This is a genomic window from uncultured Marivita sp., from assembly GCF_947488135.1.
Classification (GTDB): domain Bacteria; phylum Pseudomonadota; class Alphaproteobacteria; order Rhodobacterales; family Rhodobacteraceae; genus Marivita.
Genome location: NZ_CANKYW010000004.1, coordinates 267,197 through 283,253, shown reverse-complemented (window position 1 = coordinate 283,253; position 16,057 = coordinate 267,197). Strand labels below are relative to the sequence as shown.

Annotated in this window: 17 protein-coding genes; 11 read left to right on the top strand and 6 right to left on the bottom strand. The window is 62.1% G+C overall.

Features of this window, described 5'->3' with window-relative positions; genetic code table 11:
* Positions 1 to 78 precede the first annotated feature (78 nt).
* Complete coding sequence (gene tkt, locus Q1B16_RS13960) at positions 79 to 2,124, bottom strand: transketolase (RefSeq protein ID WP_299789747.1); 2,046 nt, start codon at positions 2,122 to 2,124, stop codon at positions 79 to 81.
* Positions 2,125 to 2,360: 236 nt separating this feature from the next.
* On the opposite strand from tkt, the gene Q1B16_RS13955 reads away from it, so the two are divergent.
* Together Q1B16_RS13955 and Q1B16_RS13950 are read left to right on the top strand one after the other, a co-directional pair.
* Positions 2,361 to 2,894 carry a hypothetical protein gene (locus tag Q1B16_RS13955; RefSeq protein WP_299789744.1) on the top strand — a complete coding sequence of 178 codons (534 nt, stop codon included), beginning with the start codon at positions 2,361 to 2,363 and terminating at the stop codon, positions 2,892 to 2,894.
* Complete coding sequence (locus Q1B16_RS13950) at positions 2,894 to 3,286, top strand: cell division protein ZapA (RefSeq protein ID WP_299789741.1); 393 nt, start codon at positions 2,894 to 2,896, stop codon at positions 3,284 to 3,286. Before Q1B16_RS13955 ends, Q1B16_RS13950 begins: the two co-directional genes overlap by 1 nt.
* 75 nt (positions 3,287 to 3,361) lie before the next feature.
* Here the strand turns inward: Q1B16_RS13950 and grxD are convergent, their stop codons facing one another.
* The 4 genes from grxD to xth all read right to left on the bottom strand — a co-directional run bounded on the left by grxD (position 3,362) and on the right by xth (position 5,070).
* Positions 3,362 to 3,724 (bottom strand): Grx4 family monothiol glutaredoxin, encoded by a 363-nt coding sequence (gene grxD, locus Q1B16_RS13945; RefSeq protein ID WP_299789738.1) that lies wholly within the window; start codon positions 3,722 to 3,724, stop codon positions 3,362 to 3,364.
* Positions 3,717 to 3,854, bottom strand: a complete 138-nt coding sequence (locus tag Q1B16_RS13940; RefSeq protein ID WP_299789735.1) for a hypothetical protein — start codon at positions 3,852 to 3,854, stop codon at positions 3,717 to 3,719. The genes grxD and Q1B16_RS13940 overlap by 8 nt, the downstream gene beginning before the upstream one ends.
* 115 nt (positions 3,855 to 3,969) lie before the next feature.
* Complete coding sequence (locus Q1B16_RS13935) at positions 3,970 to 4,212, bottom strand: BolA family transcriptional regulator (protein WP_299789733.1); 243 nt, start codon at positions 4,210 to 4,212, stop codon at positions 3,970 to 3,972.
* A 75-nt stretch (positions 4,213 to 4,287) separates the two neighbouring features.
* The gene (xth, locus tag Q1B16_RS13930; RefSeq protein ID WP_299789731.1) at positions 4,288 to 5,070 is read right to left on the bottom strand and encodes an exodeoxyribonuclease III; all 783 of its coding nucleotides are present in this window, start codon (positions 5,068 to 5,070) and stop codon (positions 4,288 to 4,290) included.
* A 332-nt stretch (positions 5,071 to 5,402) separates the two neighbouring features.
* Between xth and Q1B16_RS13925 the strand changes: the two genes are divergently transcribed.
* The gene (locus Q1B16_RS13925) at positions 5,403 to 6,065 is read left to right on the top strand and encodes a DUF6749 domain-containing protein (protein ID WP_299789730.1); all 663 of its coding nucleotides are present in this window, start codon (positions 5,403 to 5,405) and stop codon (positions 6,063 to 6,065) included.
* Positions 6,066 to 6,124: 59 nt separating this feature from the next.
* On the top strand, positions 6,125 to 7,201 hold the full coding sequence (locus tag Q1B16_RS13920; protein WP_299789728.1) for a hypothetical protein: 1,077 nt from the start codon (positions 6,125 to 6,127) through the stop codon (positions 7,199 to 7,201).
* A gap of 37 nt (positions 7,202 to 7,238) precedes the next feature.
* On the opposite strand, the gene Q1B16_RS13915 is transcribed toward Q1B16_RS13920, so the two are convergent.
* A complete protein-coding gene (locus Q1B16_RS13915; protein ID WP_299789726.1) occupies positions 7,239 to 7,562 on the bottom strand; it encodes an iron-sulfur cluster assembly accessory protein in 324 nt (107 codons plus the stop codon).
* Positions 7,563 to 7,646: 84 nt separating this feature from the next.
* Between Q1B16_RS13915 and Q1B16_RS13910 the strand changes: the two genes are divergently transcribed.
* The 7 genes from Q1B16_RS13910 (at position 7,647) to scpB (ending at position 15,972) form a co-directional block, all read left to right on the top strand.
* On the top strand, positions 7,647 to 8,807 hold the full coding sequence (locus Q1B16_RS13910) for a deoxyguanosinetriphosphate triphosphohydrolase (RefSeq protein ID WP_299789724.1): 1,161 nt from the start codon (positions 7,647 to 7,649) through the stop codon (positions 8,805 to 8,807).
* A 36-nt stretch (positions 8,808 to 8,843) separates the two neighbouring features.
* Positions 8,844 to 10,649 carry a sodium:proton antiporter gene (locus Q1B16_RS13905; RefSeq protein ID WP_299789915.1) on the top strand — a complete coding sequence of 602 codons (1,806 nt, stop codon included), beginning with the start codon at positions 8,844 to 8,846 and terminating at the stop codon, positions 10,647 to 10,649.
* A gap of 56 nt (positions 10,650 to 10,705) precedes the next feature.
* Positions 10,706 to 12,451 (top strand): arginine--tRNA ligase, encoded by a 1,746-nt coding sequence (gene argS / locus Q1B16_RS13900; RefSeq protein WP_299789722.1) that lies wholly within the window; start codon positions 10,706 to 10,708, stop codon positions 12,449 to 12,451.
* A 74-nt stretch (positions 12,452 to 12,525) separates the two neighbouring features.
* Positions 12,526 to 13,509 carry an SPOR domain-containing protein gene (locus tag Q1B16_RS13895; RefSeq protein ID WP_299789720.1) on the top strand — a complete coding sequence of 328 codons (984 nt, stop codon included), beginning with the start codon at positions 12,526 to 12,528 and terminating at the stop codon, positions 13,507 to 13,509.
* Positions 13,506 to 14,519 carry a glycoside hydrolase family 3 N-terminal domain-containing protein gene (locus Q1B16_RS13890; RefSeq protein WP_299789717.1) on the top strand — a complete coding sequence of 338 codons (1,014 nt, stop codon included), beginning with the start codon at positions 13,506 to 13,508 and terminating at the stop codon, positions 14,517 to 14,519. Before Q1B16_RS13895 ends, Q1B16_RS13890 begins: the two co-directional genes overlap by 4 nt.
* A complete protein-coding gene (locus Q1B16_RS13885; protein WP_299789715.1) occupies positions 14,516 to 15,304 on the top strand; it encodes a ScpA family protein in 789 nt (262 codons plus the stop codon). The genes Q1B16_RS13890 and Q1B16_RS13885 overlap by 4 nt, the downstream gene beginning before the upstream one ends.
* Positions 15,305 to 15,360: 56 nt before the next feature.
* The gene (scpB, locus tag Q1B16_RS13880) at positions 15,361 to 15,972 is read left to right on the top strand and encodes an SMC-Scp complex subunit ScpB (protein WP_299789913.1); all 612 of its coding nucleotides are present in this window, start codon (positions 15,361 to 15,363) and stop codon (positions 15,970 to 15,972) included.
* Positions 15,973 to 16,057: the final 85 nt, after the last annotated feature.

Genomic DNA, 16,057 nt, shown 5'->3' with positions numbered 1-16,057 from the left:
ACGCGTCAACGCGTTCATGCGATGCATCAATGCATCGCTAACCGACGGCCCGGCGTTGGCACCGGGCCGCCGAAACCCTCAGGTCCGCGGATCGGCCTGCCAGCGGCCTTCGACCAGATCGCGCACTTTCTGGGCCACGGCGTCGGCAGTGATGCCGAACTGCTCGTAAAGCGTTTCCGCAGGAGCAGAGGCCCCGAAACCGTGCATCCCGACAAAACCCGACTTCTCGCGCTTGCCGCGTTCACCAAAGAGCCACCGATCCCACCCGAAGCGGATACCGGCTTCGACCGCGACACGCACCGGGCCACCCGGTAAAACGCGCCTGCGGTACTTCTCGTCCTGCTCTTCGAATAGCTCCCAGCACGGCATGGACACGACGCGCGTGCCGATCCCGTCCTTGTGCAGCATCTCACGCGCGGCCATTGCGATCTCGACTTCCGAGCCGGTCGCCATCAGGATCGCCTGACGTTTGCCTTCGGCATCGGCCAGAACATAGGCCCCTTGCGCAACCATGTTCTTGTTCTTGTGCTCGGTCCGCACCGTCGACAGGTTCTGACGTGTCAGAGACAGCACCGACGGCGTCTTGGTCTGGGTGAACGCGATCTCCCAGGCTTCGGCGGTTTCCACCGTGTCGGCAGGGCGGAACACCAGCGTGTTCGGCGTGGCACGGCTGATCGCGAGATGCTCGACCGGTTGGTGCGTCGGGCCGTCTTCGCCCAGACCGATGGAGTCGTGCGTCATGACGTAGACCGTCGGCACTTTCATCAGGGCCGACAGGCGCATCGCGGGGCGGGCATAGTCGGTGAAGCACATGAACGTGCCGCCATAGGGCCGGATGCCGCCATGCAGCGCCATGCCATTCATCGCCGACGCCATGCCGTGTTCGCGGATGCCCCAGTAGACGTAACGGCCCTTGCGGTTGTCCACGTCGAACACGCCGAGATCGCCGGTCTTGGTGTTGTTCGATCCGGTCAGGTCCGCCGATCCGCCGATGGTTTCCGGCAGGATCGGGTTGACCACTTCGAGCACCATTTCCGAGCTTTTCCGCGTCGCAACCTTGGGCGCGGTTTCGCTGATTTGCTTTTTCAGGGCCTTGATGGTCGAGGACAGCTTCTTCGGCGCGTCGCCGGCCATTGTGCGGGCGAATTCGATCTGGCGGGACGCCGACATTTCAGACAGGCGGGCCTCCCACGCTTCACGCTCAGACGCGCCGCGACGGCCGATCTCTTCCCAGGCGGATTTGATCTCGGACGGCACTTCGAACGGGCCGGTGGTCCAGCCCCAGACGGCCTTTGCCTCGGCATTCTGATCGGCATTTGTCAGCGCGCCGTGGCCTTTCGAGGTGTCCTGCGCCGCGTGGCCCAGAGCGATATGCGTCTTGCACGCGATCATCGACGGGCGCTTGTCCTTCTTGGCGGCGGTGATGGCGGCGTCGATCTCTTCGGGATTGTGCCCGTCGATTTCCTGCACATGCCAGCCCGCAGCGGTGAAGCGACCGATCTGGTCAGTACGGTCCGACAACTCAACGGCGCCGTCGATGGTGATGTTGTTGTTGTCCCAGAAGACGATCAGCCGCGACAGTTCCTGACGCCCGGCGATGCCGATGGCCTCGTGGCTGACGCCTTCCATCAGACAGCCGTCCCCGGCGATGACGTAGGTGTGATGATCGACCAGCTTCTTGCCGAACCGAGCCCGCAGCGCTTCTTCCGCCATGGCGAAACCGACCGAATTGGCGATGCCCTGGCCCAGCGGACCGGTGGTGGTTTCAATCGCCTGAGCCAGGAAGTTCTCGGGGTGGCCCGCCGTCTTTGCGCCCCACTGGCGGAAGTTCTTGATCTCTTCCAGCGTGATTTCGGGATCGCCGACAAGGTAGAGCAGCGAATAAAGGAGCATCGACCCGTGACCGGCTGACAGGATGAACCGGTCGCGGTCGTGCCAATCTGGATGCGCGGCGTCGAATTTGAGATGTTTTTCGTAAAGCACGGTGGCCACATCCGCCATGCCGATGGGCATGCCTGAATGGCCGGAATTCGCAGCCGCCACGGCATCCAGCGTCAACGCGCGGATCGCCGCCGCCTTGTTCCAATGGTCGGGGTTCTGGGCTTTGAGGGTCTCGATATCCACGGGCCGTCTCGTCCTTGTCATGGGGGCAAAGGGGTCTTTGAGGGCGCTCATACCAGTGTCACGGCAGAGTTCAAGCGGCACGCCTCTGCCGGATGTAGATAAGGGGGCGCATTTTCAGACGCGGATTGTTAAACTTTCACATTAAGAGGACGGAGCGATTCGTTTCGGGAGCACGGAAAAATGCCTTTGGTGATCTGTGTTCGAGGTCGGGCGTACAACAAACGGGGATCAGGCAAATGACCCAAATTGACGAGTTACAACATCGCATCACGGCGGCATTGGACCGGGTGGCCCAGGGCGTCGCCCGGATCGAGGAGCGCGCCGCGTCGGCGGCCCCGGCTCCGGCATCCCAGCCAGAGGTCGACCCGGAAGAACTCGCCCGGGTCAAAGAGGCGCTTGAGGAGGAAAAGCTTGCCAATGCGCAATTGGAAGAGCGGGTCCGCAAGCTGCATGAGACCCACCGACAGGAACTGGAGGCCGCGCAGGCGGCGGCATCGGCCCCGGCAGCGCCGACCGTCGATGTGGCCGCGCTCGATCTCGAAATGCAACGCTTGCGGAAATCCAACGAGATGCTTCGCGCCACCAACGCAGAACTGCGTGCGGCCTTGCAGGAGAATGTCGGAGAGCCGCACCTGATCAACAAGGCGATGCTTGCGGAACTCGAAGGCCTGCGCGCCGCACGCGCCGTCGAGGCTGCCGAGACCCAGGCGATCATCGCGTCGCTGGCCCCGCTGCTGGAAACGGCTGCGCAACCCGAGGAGGCGAACTGATGCCCGAAGTCGAAATCACAATCGGCGGTCGCACCTTTGATGTCGCGTGCCAGGAAGGCGAAGAACAATACCTCCACTCCGCGGCGCGGATGCTGGACACCGAAGCACAGGTTCTGGCCCAACAAGTGGGCCGCATTCCCGAGGCGCGGATGCTTTTGATGGCGGGGTTGATGCTGGCCGACAAGACAGCCGGGCTTGAAGACAAACTGCGCGAAACCGAAGACCGCGCCGCCGGATACCTGTCCGAGTTGCGCGCGCTCAAGGAGGCCCCGCCGCCGCAACCCGAACGGATCGAGGTGCCTGTCGTGCCCACGGATGTGACGGAGTCGCTTCAGGAGATCGCGGCCCGTGCCGAGGCGCTTGCCCGCGACGTCGAGGAAAAGGCGGGGTAGGGCACCCGAACCCGAATCCGAACGCAAAACGGCGCCCCAAGAGGCGCCGTTTTTATTTAGGTCGAGAAGGCGATGTTACGCGTTGGCCTCGCGGATCTTCTCCGCCGCGTCCTTGTCGTAGCTCACGCCGTTTTCGTCGAACAGCTGGTCCAACTCTCCCGACAGGGTCATCTCGGTGATGATGTCGCACCCGCCGACGAATTCACCCTTCACGTAAAGCTGCGGAATGGTCGGCCAGTCGGAGTATTCCTTGATCCCCTGGCGGATCGTCTCATCGGCCAGCACGTTCACGTCCGCGTAGTCCACGCCCATATAGTTCAATACGCCAGCGACCTTGCTCGAGAACCCGCATTGCGGCATGGACTTTGTGCCCTTCATATAGAGCACCACGTCATTGGCTTTCACCGTTTCGTCGATTTTCTGTTTTGCGTCAGTCATTGTCTTGCTCCATCTCTTCGCGGCGTTTCCGATCCTTGCGGATATACGGCATCGTTGCGCCGACAGTTATCAGTGTGACAAGGCCGATGGCGGCAAACATCGGCCAGGTGTTTGAAAGAAAAGCGATCATGTCCGGCCCTGGTACGAGCCATTGCCAGCCTGGTCCGGCTGTGGCGTCCGCCACACGAAATAGGCCAGCGGCCCGATCAACAGGATCATCGCGATATTCCAGAGCCGCGTAGGCATCACTCGGGCGCTTTCGTTGTCAGCGCCAGCGCGTGCAGCTCGCCTTGTGAGCCGTCCATCTTGCCCTTGAGCGCGGCATAGACGGCGCGCTGCTGCTGGACGCGGTTCTTGCCCTTGAAGCTTTCGTCGATCACCTCGGCTGCATAATGGTTCCCGTCTCCCGCAAGATCGGTGATGGTGATCTTGGCATTCGGAAACTCCGCGCGGATCAACTCTTCGATTTCCTGCGCTTGCATGGCCATGGTGCTGCACTCCGGTTGTGGACGTTGGAAAAGATGTATGCCGGGGGTCGGCATTCCGCAAGGCGGTGCTGGTGCTTACGCGGTCAGGGACACCCAGACCGGAACATGATCCGACGGTTTGTCCCGCCCGCGCAGTTCGCTTTCGATCCAGCATTCCGTCAACAGATCGGCGCAGGCGGGCGTGAGGAGGAAGTGATCGATGCGGATCCCGTTGTTCCTCTCCCAGGCGCCGGCCTGGTAATCCCAGAAGGAATAATGCCCGCCGCCTTGGGTGCAGGCCCGGAATGCCTCGGTGAACCCGAGATTGAGGACCCGGCGAAAGGCCGCGCGCGACTCGGGACGGAAAAGAGCGTCGTCGGTCCATTGTTCCGGCTTGGCGGCATCTTCGGTCTGCGGAATGATATTGTAATCGCCCGCCATCAGCGCGGGCATCTCGGCCGCCAGCAAATCGCGTGCGCGCGCCTCAAGACGTTTCATCCAGTCAAGCTTGTAGTCATATTTCGGCCCCGGCGCCGGGTTGCCATTGGGCAGGTACAGACCGCAGATACGGACCGCCTCGGTGTCACCGATCACCGAAGCCTCGATCCAGCGCGCCTGTTCGTCCTCGTCATCGCCGGGCAACCCACGCGTGACATCTTCTAGCGGCAACTTGGACAGGATCGCCACACCGTTGAAGCCTTTTTGCCCGTGGGTCTCGACCGTGTAGCCAAGGTCTTCCAGCGCCTCGCGAGGAAAAGTCTCATCGACCGATTTGATTTCCTGCAACACCGCCACGTCAGGCGCGCTTTCGGTCAGCCAATCTGTCAGGGCGGGCAGGCGGGCCTTGATTCCGTTGATGTTGAACGTGGCGATTTTCATGTGCGTCCTCCGGGTGTGGCACCTCTATCCCAAGAAGGGCGCGACCGTACAAGCCGGTTTGCGACGAATCGAAAAGCCGGATTCCGGGCGATAAACCTGACGCAAGGGCAGGTGGGGCAGCCAACGGCAAAGCCAGAAGCGAGGCCGCCAAGAGTTATCCCCAGAAAAATGCTTTCTGTTAATAACTCGAGGAGTTGCGCAGCCGTATCAACCTATGGGTGTGTCTTCATGTGGATAACGCGGCAGATAACACGTTAAACGATAATTCTTCTTCTCAAATTCAATTTAAGCGTGCCAGCGTTGAGGCATCAACCAAGCCACAGGAGGCCAACATGACCGCAGTTCGTAAATTCCAGATTACCGAAAACCTCACAGAAAATCAGCAGCATATGGACCAGCACGCCGATATTCACGGCGGTGATGCAACGGCGCTCTTCACGTCCGGTCTGGCGGCAGACTGCTCGACCGACGCGTTGCTCGGCGATGCGACGGGTCTTTTCACGTCCGGCCTGTCAGCCCGGTCCACAAGCGCCTCTGCCGGCGACGCCACAGGTCTGTTCACCTCGGGTCTGTCCGCACAGCGGTCCCAGGCCAGCGCAGGGGACGCAACAGGTCTCTTCACGTCCGGCCTTGCAGCGCAGACGACACAAGCCAGCACTGGCGATGCCGTCGAGATGTTCACATCCGGCCTGAGCGCCCAAGGCACCGACACCACAGCGGGCGACGCGACCGGTCTCTACACATCCGGCCTGTCCGCACAGGGCACTCACGCCAGCACCGGCGACAACGTGGAGCTTTTCACATCCGGCCTGAGCGCACGGGGAACGGACACTACTGCGGGTGACGCAACGGGTCTCTACACCTCGGGCCTCTCCGCCGAGGGCACCAAGACCTCCGACGGTGACGCGACCGCGCTCTTCACCTCGGGTCTTGTCGCGACCAGCACCGACTCCCGCGACGGCGACGCAGTCCAGGCGTTCACCTCCGGTCTCTGATCGGACCAATGACCCGGGACGGGGCGACCCGTCCTCCGACCTTCAAGGAGGCATGTACCGTGACAAACGTCATTCAACTTACCCCCCCGTCCCGGATCAACCCTCAGGAAGCGCGTCTTGGCGCGCTTCTGAGCTGCTTTTCCGAACACCGCCGCTTTGGCGACGACGTTTTCTGGCTCAAGGAAAATGCCGAGATTCTCAACGTCCTGGAGTGCACCGGCACCCGCCCCGGCGATGCGGCGCTGGAGACCTATTCCGCGTTCTACGCCACCGTTGAAAAACGGATGCGTTTTTTCCCGCAATACTACCGCTTCTTCCTGTCCATCGTTCTGGATCTCGAAGACCTCGGTATGCCGGGCGACCAAGGCGAAAAGCTGGTCCGTTGGGCGAACGATCAAGACCTTCCGCAAGCAGAGCTTTCCGATTTGCAACGCATGGAGGCCACGCGGCTCTTTGCGCGACGGGGTGTCCCGGTGTCAGGCGATCTTGCCGCACTCGACGCCCGTGCGCGCAGCTTCATGGCCCGGTCAGACACCTTTGCGCTGCCGAACAAGAAGGCCGCGTATGAACTGACCCACCTTGTTTTCTACCTCAGTGAATACGGCCGCCGCGATCCGGAACTGGACGACGCGGCAAAGCGGAGCCTGCATTTCGCTGGTTTGCTGGCCTATATCGAACAGAACGCCGACCTTCTGTCGGAAATCTGCATCGCCATGCACTATGCCGGTGACACGCCGCCCGCACTCTGGTCCGATTGGCTCAAGCGGGAAACCGCCTTGTTCAGCGTCACGGATGGGCCGGCCGTCAACGTGCAGGACGACTACCACGAATTTCTGGTCTGCAATTGGCATCAGGCCATCACCGGCGATGCGGCTTTCGTCAAAGGCTTCGTCTATGACCGGATGCGCTTTGACCACAGCAGCGACCGGGCAACGCCGATGCGCGAGATGTCGGAAGCGATGTTCAATCTCGACGAGGCCCGCAGCGGTGACTGGATCAGCATGCGCCTTCACATGGAAGACGCCCTGTCCCCAGAAGCGATGTCTGTTCTGACGCAGGCCGAAACGTCGTCACAGCATTTCGAGGAGTTCTTCCACGGCTTCGCACGCGCCGACGCACCGGGGGTTCTGCACTGAAATCGTTGCCCGGTATGCCCGGGCATAACGTCTCGGATTACATCGAAAAACTGGTGCCGCATCCGCAGGAGGATGTGGCATTCGGGTTCTCGATCACGAACCGCGCGCCGATCAGTTCTTCGGAGAAGTCGATCACCGCATTCGCCAGAAACGGCAGCGACACCGCGTCGACCACAACCCGTTCGCCCTGACCTTCGAGCACAAGATCATCGTCGGACGGCTCGTCGAGTTTGATCTCGTACTGGAACCCCGAACACCCGCCGCCTTCGACAGCGACACGCAGGGCCTTGCCCTCGGCGCTGGCGCCAATCTCCGACAACCGCTCGAACGCGCGTTCCGTCACTTTCGGTGGAAGCTGCATGTCATCCTCGGGTTTGCTTTAACTTGTTCGCTGGTCTGAATATAAGGGTGGACGGGACAGGGAACAAGAACAGGCGGTGCTGCGATGACGGCGCGATATGCGTGCGACCCCGAAAAATCGCGAGGCAGGCTTTACCCGGAAGAGGAAAGCGCCTTTCGGTCGTGTTTTCAACGCGATCGTGATCGGATCATCCACGCCTCCGCCTTTCGGCGGCTGAAACACAAGACCCAGGTCTTCATCGAACATGAAGGCGATTACTTCCGCACGCGGCTCACCCATTCGATCGAAGTGGGGCAGGTTGCGCGTACCATCGCCAAGGTGCTTGGCCTTGATCTGGAACTCACCGAAGCCGTGGCATTGGCGCATGATCTGGGCCACACGCCGTTCGGTCATACCGGTGAGGACGCCCTGAACGCGCTGATGCAGCCCTATGGCGGCTTCGATCACAACGCGCAGGCCATCCGCATCGTCACGTCACTGGAGCGCCATTACGCGGATTTCGACGGGTTGAACCTCACCTGGGAAACTCTTGAAGGCATTGCAAAACACAACGGACCAGTCGGCGCGCCGATCCCGCACGCGCTCGCCGCCTACAATGCGCGTCATGATCTCGAACTTCACACCCACGCAAGTGCAGAGGCGCAGGTCGCGGCGCTCTCGGACGATGTGGCCTATAACCATCACGACCTGCATGATGGGCTCCGTGCCGAGCTGTTTTCGACCGACGAACTGGCTGAGCTTCCCATCGTAAGCGATTGTTTTTCGGAGGTGGATCGGATTTATCCAGACCTGAACTACTACCGCCGCCGTCACGAGGCGCTGCGCCGCTTTTTCGGCATCTTGGTCAGTGACGTCATCACCGTCACCCGCGCCAATCTCAAGGAGATCGACCCCCAGACGCCCGCCGATATTCGCGCGGCTGGTCGCATGGTGGTTCAGTTTTCCCCCGGTCTCTGGTCTGATCTGAAGGTGATCCGGACCTTCCTCTTCCATCGCATGTACCGCGCACCGGACGTGGTCGAGATGCGGGCGCAAGTGACCAAAGTCATCAACGAACTGTTCCCGCTGTTCATGTCGGATCCGTCGCTTCTGCCCAAGCAATGGCGCAAGGATGTTGCAGAAATTCGCTCCGAGACGGAACTTGCACGCATCGTTTCGGATTACATTGCCGGGATGACCGACCGGTTCGCCCTTCAGGAGCATGCGCGCCTGACAGGTTCCGAAGTCATCTCAGCTCGATCATAAAAGGAATTCAAAGTGGCAACACCCGCAGACGCCGGCATGAACCCGGTCACAGCTTTCGCCCTCGTCGGTGCTTTGGGGGTAGGGGCTCAATGGCTCGCTTGGCGTCTCAACTTGCCAGCTATCGTCCTGATGCTCGTCGCCGGCCTTCTGGTCGGACCGGTCTTCGGGATTCTCGACCCATCGGTCGCGATGGGGGATCTCTTACAGCCGATCATTGCCATCGCCGTCGCGATCATCCTGTTCGAAGGGGGTCTGACGCTCGACTTCAAATCCCTTTCGGATGCGGCGGTGGGCGTCAAACGCCTGGTCATTATCGGTGGCCCGGTTGGCTGGCTTCTGTCGGCATCCGTGCTGCATTATGTCGGCGGGCTGAGCTGGGCGACAGCTTCGGTTTTCGGCGGCATCATGATCGTCACTGGTCCGACGGTGATCGCACCCTTGTTGCGTCAGGCCCGTCTGAAGCGACGCCCGGCGGCGCTCTTGCAATGGGAAGCCATCGTCAACGACCCGGCCGGCGCGCTTGCGGCGGTACTGGCGTTCGAAGTCGTGCTGGTGTTCCAGACAGCCGTCACCGTCGAAAAAGCGATCTGGACGCTCGCCATTGGCATCGTCGTGGCCACCATTGTCGGCATCGCTGCCGGTTGGGGGATCGCGCGGTCCTTCTCGAGCGGCGGGGTGCCCGAATATATGAAGGTGCCGGTGCTCTTCGTCAGCGTGCTCGCAGCCTTCGCGGCCTCCGACGCCCTGCTGCACGAAAGCGGCCTGCTGGCGGTCACGATCATGGGCGTGTGGATCGCAAATTCCCACCTGCCCAGCCACGCCGAGATGCACCGATTCAAGGAACATGCGACCATCCTTCTGGTGTCGGGCGTGTTCATTCTGCTGGCGGCCAACATGACGCGGGAAACCCTGCTGAGTATGAACTGGCAAACCCTGGCCACAGTCGCCGCCGTGATCCTGATCGCGCGTCCGGTGACGGTGTTGGTCTCGCTCGCCTTCTCAAACGTGCCCTGGGCCGAACGTCTGCTTGTCGCCTTCACCGGGCCGCGCGGCGTGGTGCTTGTTGCCGTGGCGGGTCTTTTCGGCGACCGGCTTGTCCAAGCCGGGATTGAGGATGCGGCGCAGATCTCTACGCTGGCCTTCGCGCTGGTGGCGGGCACGGTGCTGCTGCATGGATTCACCCTCAAACCGATGGCGCGGCTTTTGGGGCTGATCGCCTCCACCACGCCGGGTGTGCTCTTGGTCGGCGGCAATCGCTGGACCGTCGAATTCGGCAAGGTGCTGAAAAAGCTCGACATGCCGGTGATGATTTCCGACCCGAACCGCAGCCACCTGCGCGACGCCCGCGACGCCGGGTTACAGATCTATACAGGCGACATCCTGTCCGAAGGCGCGGAGCACCGGCTCGACCTCATGGCCTACGAAACCGTGATCGCGGCGACGGACAACGATGCCTACAACACGCTGGTCGCCACCGATCTCGCGCCGGAATTTGGCCGGGAAAATGTTTACCAGCTCAAGCGGGAGACCTCTGACAGCGCCCGATACGCGCTGCCGCCGAAACTGGGGGGCCGGTCACTCGGGGCAGGGGAGACCTATTGGGAGGTTCAGCGCCGGATGTGGGACGGGTGGGAGTTCCGTTCGACCACGTTGTCCGAGGAATTCACGCTCCAGGATTGGTACGACACACATCCCGAAGGCATCCCGATCGCCGATATCGGTCCGCGCGGCACGTTGCGCATTCTCGGGCCCGAAGACACGCCGAAAGAAACCCGCGGAACCCGGCTGATCGCAATGCTGCCGATGAAAGAACATCGCGCCAAGGCAGAAGGACAAGCCTAACATTTGACGCCGCGCGCCAAGGTGGTAGAGGACGTCCCGAACAAAGGACGTGTGACATGAACCTCTTTTCCGATATCCGGGCGCTTGTGATCGACAGCCTGACCGCGATGGTGGCCGATGGGGCGCTGCCGGACGGTCTTGATTTCGCCAACGTAACGGTCGAGCCGCCGCGTGATCCGCTGCACGGCGACATGGCCACCAATGCCGCGATGGTGCTGGCCAAACCAGCCGGGCAAAAGCCGCGCGACATCGCCGATGCTCTGGCCGGGAAACTGGCCGGTGATCCGCGTGTCTCCAGCGCCGAGGTGGCCGGGCCGGGCTTTCTGAACCTGCGGCTTGCCGCGTCGGTCTGGCAGGCGTTGCCCAAGGCGATCCTCTCTGACGGAACGGCCTACGGCAAATCGACCATGGGGCAGGGCAAAAAGGTCAATGTCGAATATGTCTCGGCCAACCCCACCGGCCCGCTGCATGTCGGACACACCCGTGGCGCGGTCTTCGGCGATGCGTTGGCCTCGCTGCTGGCTTATGCGGGCTATGACGTCACACGGGAATACTACATCAACGATGGCGGTGCGCAGGTCGATGTGCTCGCCCGGTCGGTCTATCTTCGGTATCAGGAAGCGCATGACCTGAGCGTCGACTGGCCCGAGGGCAGCTATCCTGGCGACTATCTGATCGAGGTCGGTGAGGCGCTCAAGGACAAGGTCGGCGACAAATATCTCGACGCGCCGGAAGAGGTTTGGCTGGAAGAGGTCCGCAACTTCGCCACCGACGCGATGATGATGCTGATCCGCGCCGATCTTGGCCTGCTCGGCGTCGAAATGGACCGGTTTTTCAGCGAAAAATCGCTTTACAGCACCGGCCTGATCGAAGCCGCGATCAAGGATCTGGAAGACAAGGGCCTGATCTATCGCGGCACGCTGGAGCCGCCCAAAGGCAAGACGCCCGAGGATTGGGAGCCGCGCGAACAAACCCTGTTCAAATCCACCGCCTACGGCGACGACGTGGACCGTCCGATCAAGAAATCGGACGGGTCGTGGACGTATTTCGCGCCCGACATCGCCTATCACTACGACAAGGTGCAGCGGGGGTATGACCTTTTGATCGACGTGTTCGGCGCCGATCACGGCGGTTATGTCAAACGGATGAAAGCCGCCGTCAGCGCGCTGTCGGACGGAAAGACGCCGCTGGACATCAAACTCACGCAGCTGGTCAAACTGTTCAAGAACGGTGAGCCGTTCAAGATGTCCAAGCGGGCAGGGACCTTTGTCACCCTGCGCGACGTGGTCGATCAGGTCGGCCCGGACGTGACCCGCTTTGTCATGCTCACCCGCAAGAACGACGCGCCGCTGGATTTCGATTTCGACAAGGTTTTGGAGCAGTCCAAGGACAACCCGGTCTTCTACGTGCAATATGCCAATGCCCGCGTGCATTCCGTCTTGCGCAAGGCGCGTGAGGCCGGGATCGACGTAGAGGATGCCACCTTGGCGCATTTGGACCTGTCGGGCATGACCCACGAAAGCGAATTGGCCGTGGCGCGCAAACTCGCCGAATGGCCGCGTCTCGTGGAAATCGCCGCGCGCACAAATGAACCGCACCGGGTGGCGTTCTACCTTTACGAGCTCGCATCGGATCTGCACGCGCTTTACAACAAGGGCAACGATGTGCCGGAACTGCGCTTTTTGCAGGAAGGCAACACCGACGCGTCACAGGCGAAAATCGCCCTCGCACGATCCGTCTCTGTTGTTATTTCCGCAGGCCTTGGTATCTTGGGCGTCACACCGGTTGAGGAAATGCGCTGACAAAAGCGCCATGACCGGTTGAGGCAAAGGCAAGAAACCACCGGTGGCACGGACCGCCGGGCAAAGAGGCGGACATGGCAGACATGCATATGACGGGCCCCGCACGCGGGGAAGGAACGTCTGGCAATTTGGCCACGGCAGCCAATTGGCTGGGTGCGGCAATGTCACTGGCGTTGATCGTGGGCGTATCGGTGTGGGGCTATCGGCTCATCATGCGGGACGTTTCGGGCGTTCCGGTGGTGCAGGCGATCGAAGGACCGATGCGCGTGGCCCCCGACAATCCCGGTGGTCAGATCGCCCGCCACGAAGGGCTGGCCGTCAACAGCGTTGCAGGCACCGGCACCTCGGCCCCGCCGCCCGATCAGATCGTTCTGGCACCGCGTCCGCTCGACATCACCGACGAAGACATGGTGGTCGCGGAAACGCCGGCCATGCCAGACCTGAACCCGCGCGAGGAACTGGCCCTGGCGTCCCTGCGTCAGGACGCCGAGACACCCGCGCCAAATCTCGCGCTGACCGATATCGCCAATGCCGACGACCCGATCAAGGCGCTCGCCGATCAAATCGCGGCCAATGCCAAACCCTTCAGCGAAATTGAACCGGCGCCAGACACCGGCGTTTTCGATGAGCAGCAGGCCGAGGAAGAGCTTGCTTCTGCCACCAGTGCCATCCCGGCCTCGATACCCGGCGTCGCCCGGTCCCTGCGTCCGGCAGAGCGACCCGACGGGTTGCAACTGGCTTCGCTCTCGGCGCCTGCCGCACCGATGTCCGCGGGCACCGAGGAACGCGATCCATCCGATATCCCGGCAGGCACGCGACTGGTCCAATTCGGCGCCTATGACAGCCCCGAAATCGCCCGCGAGCAATGGGGCCAGTTGACCGCGCGCTTCGGGGAGTATCTCGACCACAAGGACCGGGTGATCGAAGAGGCAACCTCTGGCGGCCGCGTGTTCTACCGCCTGCGCGCCTATGGGTTCGAGGACCTGAGCGACTCGCGCCGGTTCTGCGCCGCCATCGTGGCCGAGGGCGCAGACTGCATCCCCGTGGTCAGCCGGTGAGCCAAAAACCCTTCGGAGCGGCCATATTCGGCTGTGACGGCGCGCGCCTGTCTGCGGACGAGCGCGCGTTCTTTGTTGAGGCTAACCCCTTCGGCTTCATCCTCTTCGACCGCAATCTCGAAACGCCCGACCAGATCCGCGCCCTGACCTTGGACCTGCGCGATACGGTGGGCTGGAACGCGCCGGTCTTCATCGACCAAGAGGGCGGGCGCGTGCAACGCCTGCGCGCGCCCTTGGCGACCGACTGGCTGCCGCCGCTCGATCATGTGCAACTGCTGGGCCCCAACGCGGAAGAGGGCATGCGCCTGCGTTACCGGATCATCGCGCATGAGCTGATGGCGCTTGGGATCGACGCCAATTGCGCGCCGATGCTGGATGTGGCCCGTCCCGAAACCCATGCCTTCCTGCGCAATCGCTGCTACGGCACGGATTTTGACCAAGTGGTAAAAATTGGCCGCGCCGTGGTCGAAGGCCACATGCAAGGTGGCGTGTTTCCGGTGATCAAGCACATTCCCGGCCACGGGCTTGCGCAGATGGACAGCCATCTCGATCTGCCGCGCATCGACGCCACCGAGGACACCCTGACCAATATCGACTTCGCCGCCTTCCGCCCTTTCGCCGATGTGGCAATGGGGATGACCGCGCATCTGGTCTACAGCGCCTTGGGTGAAACCGGTCCCGCCACCACGTCGCCCGGCATGATCCAGCGCATCCGCGACGAGATCGGCTTCACCGGCGTTTTGATGACGGACGACATCGGGATGCAGGCCCTGTCGGGCACGGTGCCTGAACGCGGTGCCGCGTCGATGCAGGCGGGGTGCGACGTGATCCTGCATTGCAACGGTGATCTGGCCGAGCGCATCGCGCTGATGGAAAGGATCGGAACCATGCCTGCACGCAGTCAGGCCCGCGCCGAAGCCGCGCTGGCGACCCGTACCACACCGCAGGATGTTGACATTGCGGCCCTCACCGCCAAGCTGGCGGAATTGGAGCAAGGGCGCGGTGCATGAGCGAGGCCACGAACGACGGATTTGACACGACGGTCGCCGACCGGCTGGCCGCCGAGGCGCTGATCGTCGATGTCGACGGCTTCGAAGGGCCGTTGGATCTTCTCCTGTCGCTCAGCCGGACTCAAAAGGTCGATCTGCGCAAGGTGTCGGTGCTGCAACTGGCCAAGCAATACCTTGCCTTTGTCGAGCAAGCCAAGGCGCTGCGCATCGAACTGGCCGCGGATTATCTTGTCATGGCCGCCTGGCTGGCCTTTCTCAAATCCCGCCTGTTGCTGCCCCCGGATCCGACCGAAGAAGGCCCCTCGGGTGAAGACCTTGCCGCGCATCTCGCCTTCCAGCTGGAACGCCTGCAAGCCATGCGCGATGTTGCCGCCCGCCTGATGGCCCGCGACCAGTTGGGCCGCGACTTCTTTGCCCGCGGCGTGACGCAGCAGGTCGAACGGGTCCGCAAGGTCGAATACACCGCGACGCTGCTGGACCTGATGCAGGGCTACGCCCGCATCCGCACCCGCGACGAATTCCGCCCCTTCGTGATGGACCGCGACGCGGTATTCACGATGGAACAGGCGCTGGAACGGATGCGCGGACTGATCGGGTTTGCTGGAACATGGACGGACATCTCATCCTACATGCCGGATGGCTGGGACACCGATCCGGTCAAATGGCGCTCGGCCACCGCATCGACGTTTGCGGCGTCGCTGGAGCTTGCCAAGGAAGGCAAGGTCGAGCTGCGCCAGTCCGACACCTTTGCCCCGATTGAACTGCGCCGGAGGGATGGGCGGTGAGTGAAGTGACCCAGACCGACACGGAAGTCGAACAAAGCCTCTTCGAAGCCCCGCCGATGGGCGAACAGGAGCGGATGGTCGAGGCGATCCTCTTTGCCACCGCCGAACCGGTCACGGTGCGCGAACTCAATGACCGCATGCTACATGGCGCGGATGCTGCCGAAGCACTGGTGCATCTGCGCAAACGCTACGAGGGCAGGGGCGTGAACGTCGTCAAGGTGGGCGATGCCTGGGCCATTCGTACCGCGCCGGATCTTGGCTTCCTCATGCAAAAGGAAACCGTCGAGACCCGCAAACTCAGCCGGGCCGCCATCGAAACGCTCGCGATCATTGCCTACCACCAGCCCGTCACCCGCGCCGAGATCGAAGAAATCCGGGGCGTCTCGGTCAGCCGGGGCACCGTCGATCAACTACTGGAAATGGAGTGGATCCGCTTCGGCCGCCGCCGCATGACGCCGGGCCGTCCCGTCACCTTTGTGGTGACACAGGATTTTCTCGACCATTTCGGCCTCGAATCCGCGCGTGACCTTCCCGGCCTCAAGGAATTGCGCGCTGCCGGTCTTTTGGAAAACCGCCCGCCGCCGGGAACCTTGCCGCAAATGGGCGAGGGCGATGTCGACGCCGAGGAAGAGACAGAAGAGGGCCAGTCCGAGCTGTTCGAAGACTGACCGAGGTCACGCAAAGTTCAGGACACATGCCAAACTATCGACGCATTTCCTGACTAAATATTGTGTCGAGGCAAACTAGAACGCA

Bases quoted from the DNA above. Each gene is read 5' to 3' on its own strand.
- Q1B16_RS13955 (WP_299789744.1), top strand. From the start codon at position 2,361: ATGACCCAAATTGACGAGTTACAACATCGCATCACGGCGGCATTGGAC.
- Q1B16_RS13950 (WP_299789741.1), top strand. From the start codon at position 2,894: ATGCCCGAAGTCGAAATCACAATCGGCGGTCGCACCTTTGATGTCGCG.
- grxD (WP_299789738.1), bottom strand. From the start codon at position 3,724: ATGACTGACGCAAAACAGAAAATCGACGAAACGGTGAAAGCCAATGAC.
- Q1B16_RS13940 (WP_299789735.1), bottom strand. From the start codon at position 3,854: ATGATCGCTTTTCTTTCAAACACCTGGCCGATGTTTGCCGCCATCGGC.
- Q1B16_RS13935 (WP_299789733.1), bottom strand. From the start codon at position 4,212: ATGGCCATGCAAGCGCAGGAAATCGAAGAGTTGATCCGCGCGGAGTTT.
- xth (WP_299789731.1), bottom strand. From the start codon at position 5,070: ATGAAAATCGCCACGTTCAACATCAACGGAATCAAGGCCCGCCTGCCC.
- Q1B16_RS13925 (WP_299789730.1), top strand. From the start codon at position 5,403: ATGACCGCAGTTCGTAAATTCCAGATTACCGAAAACCTCACAGAAAAT.
- Q1B16_RS13915 (WP_299789726.1), bottom strand. From the start codon at position 7,562: ATGCAGCTTCCACCGAAAGTGACGGAACGCGCGTTCGAGCGGTTGTCG.
- Q1B16_RS13910 (WP_299789724.1), top strand. From the start codon at position 7,647: ATGACGGCGCGATATGCGTGCGACCCCGAAAAATCGCGAGGCAGGCTT.
- Q1B16_RS13905 (WP_299789915.1), top strand. From the start codon at position 8,844: ATGAACCCGGTCACAGCTTTCGCCCTCGTCGGTGCTTTGGGGGTAGGG.
- argS (WP_299789722.1), top strand. From the start codon at position 10,706: ATGAACCTCTTTTCCGATATCCGGGCGCTTGTGATCGACAGCCTGACC.
- Q1B16_RS13895 (WP_299789720.1), top strand. From the start codon at position 12,526: ATGGCAGACATGCATATGACGGGCCCCGCACGCGGGGAAGGAACGTCT.
- Q1B16_RS13885 (WP_299789715.1), top strand. From the start codon at position 14,516: ATGAGCGAGGCCACGAACGACGGATTTGACACGACGGTCGCCGACCGG.
- scpB (WP_299789913.1), top strand. From the start codon at position 15,361: ATGGGCGAACAGGAGCGGATGGTCGAGGCGATCCTCTTTGCCACCGCC.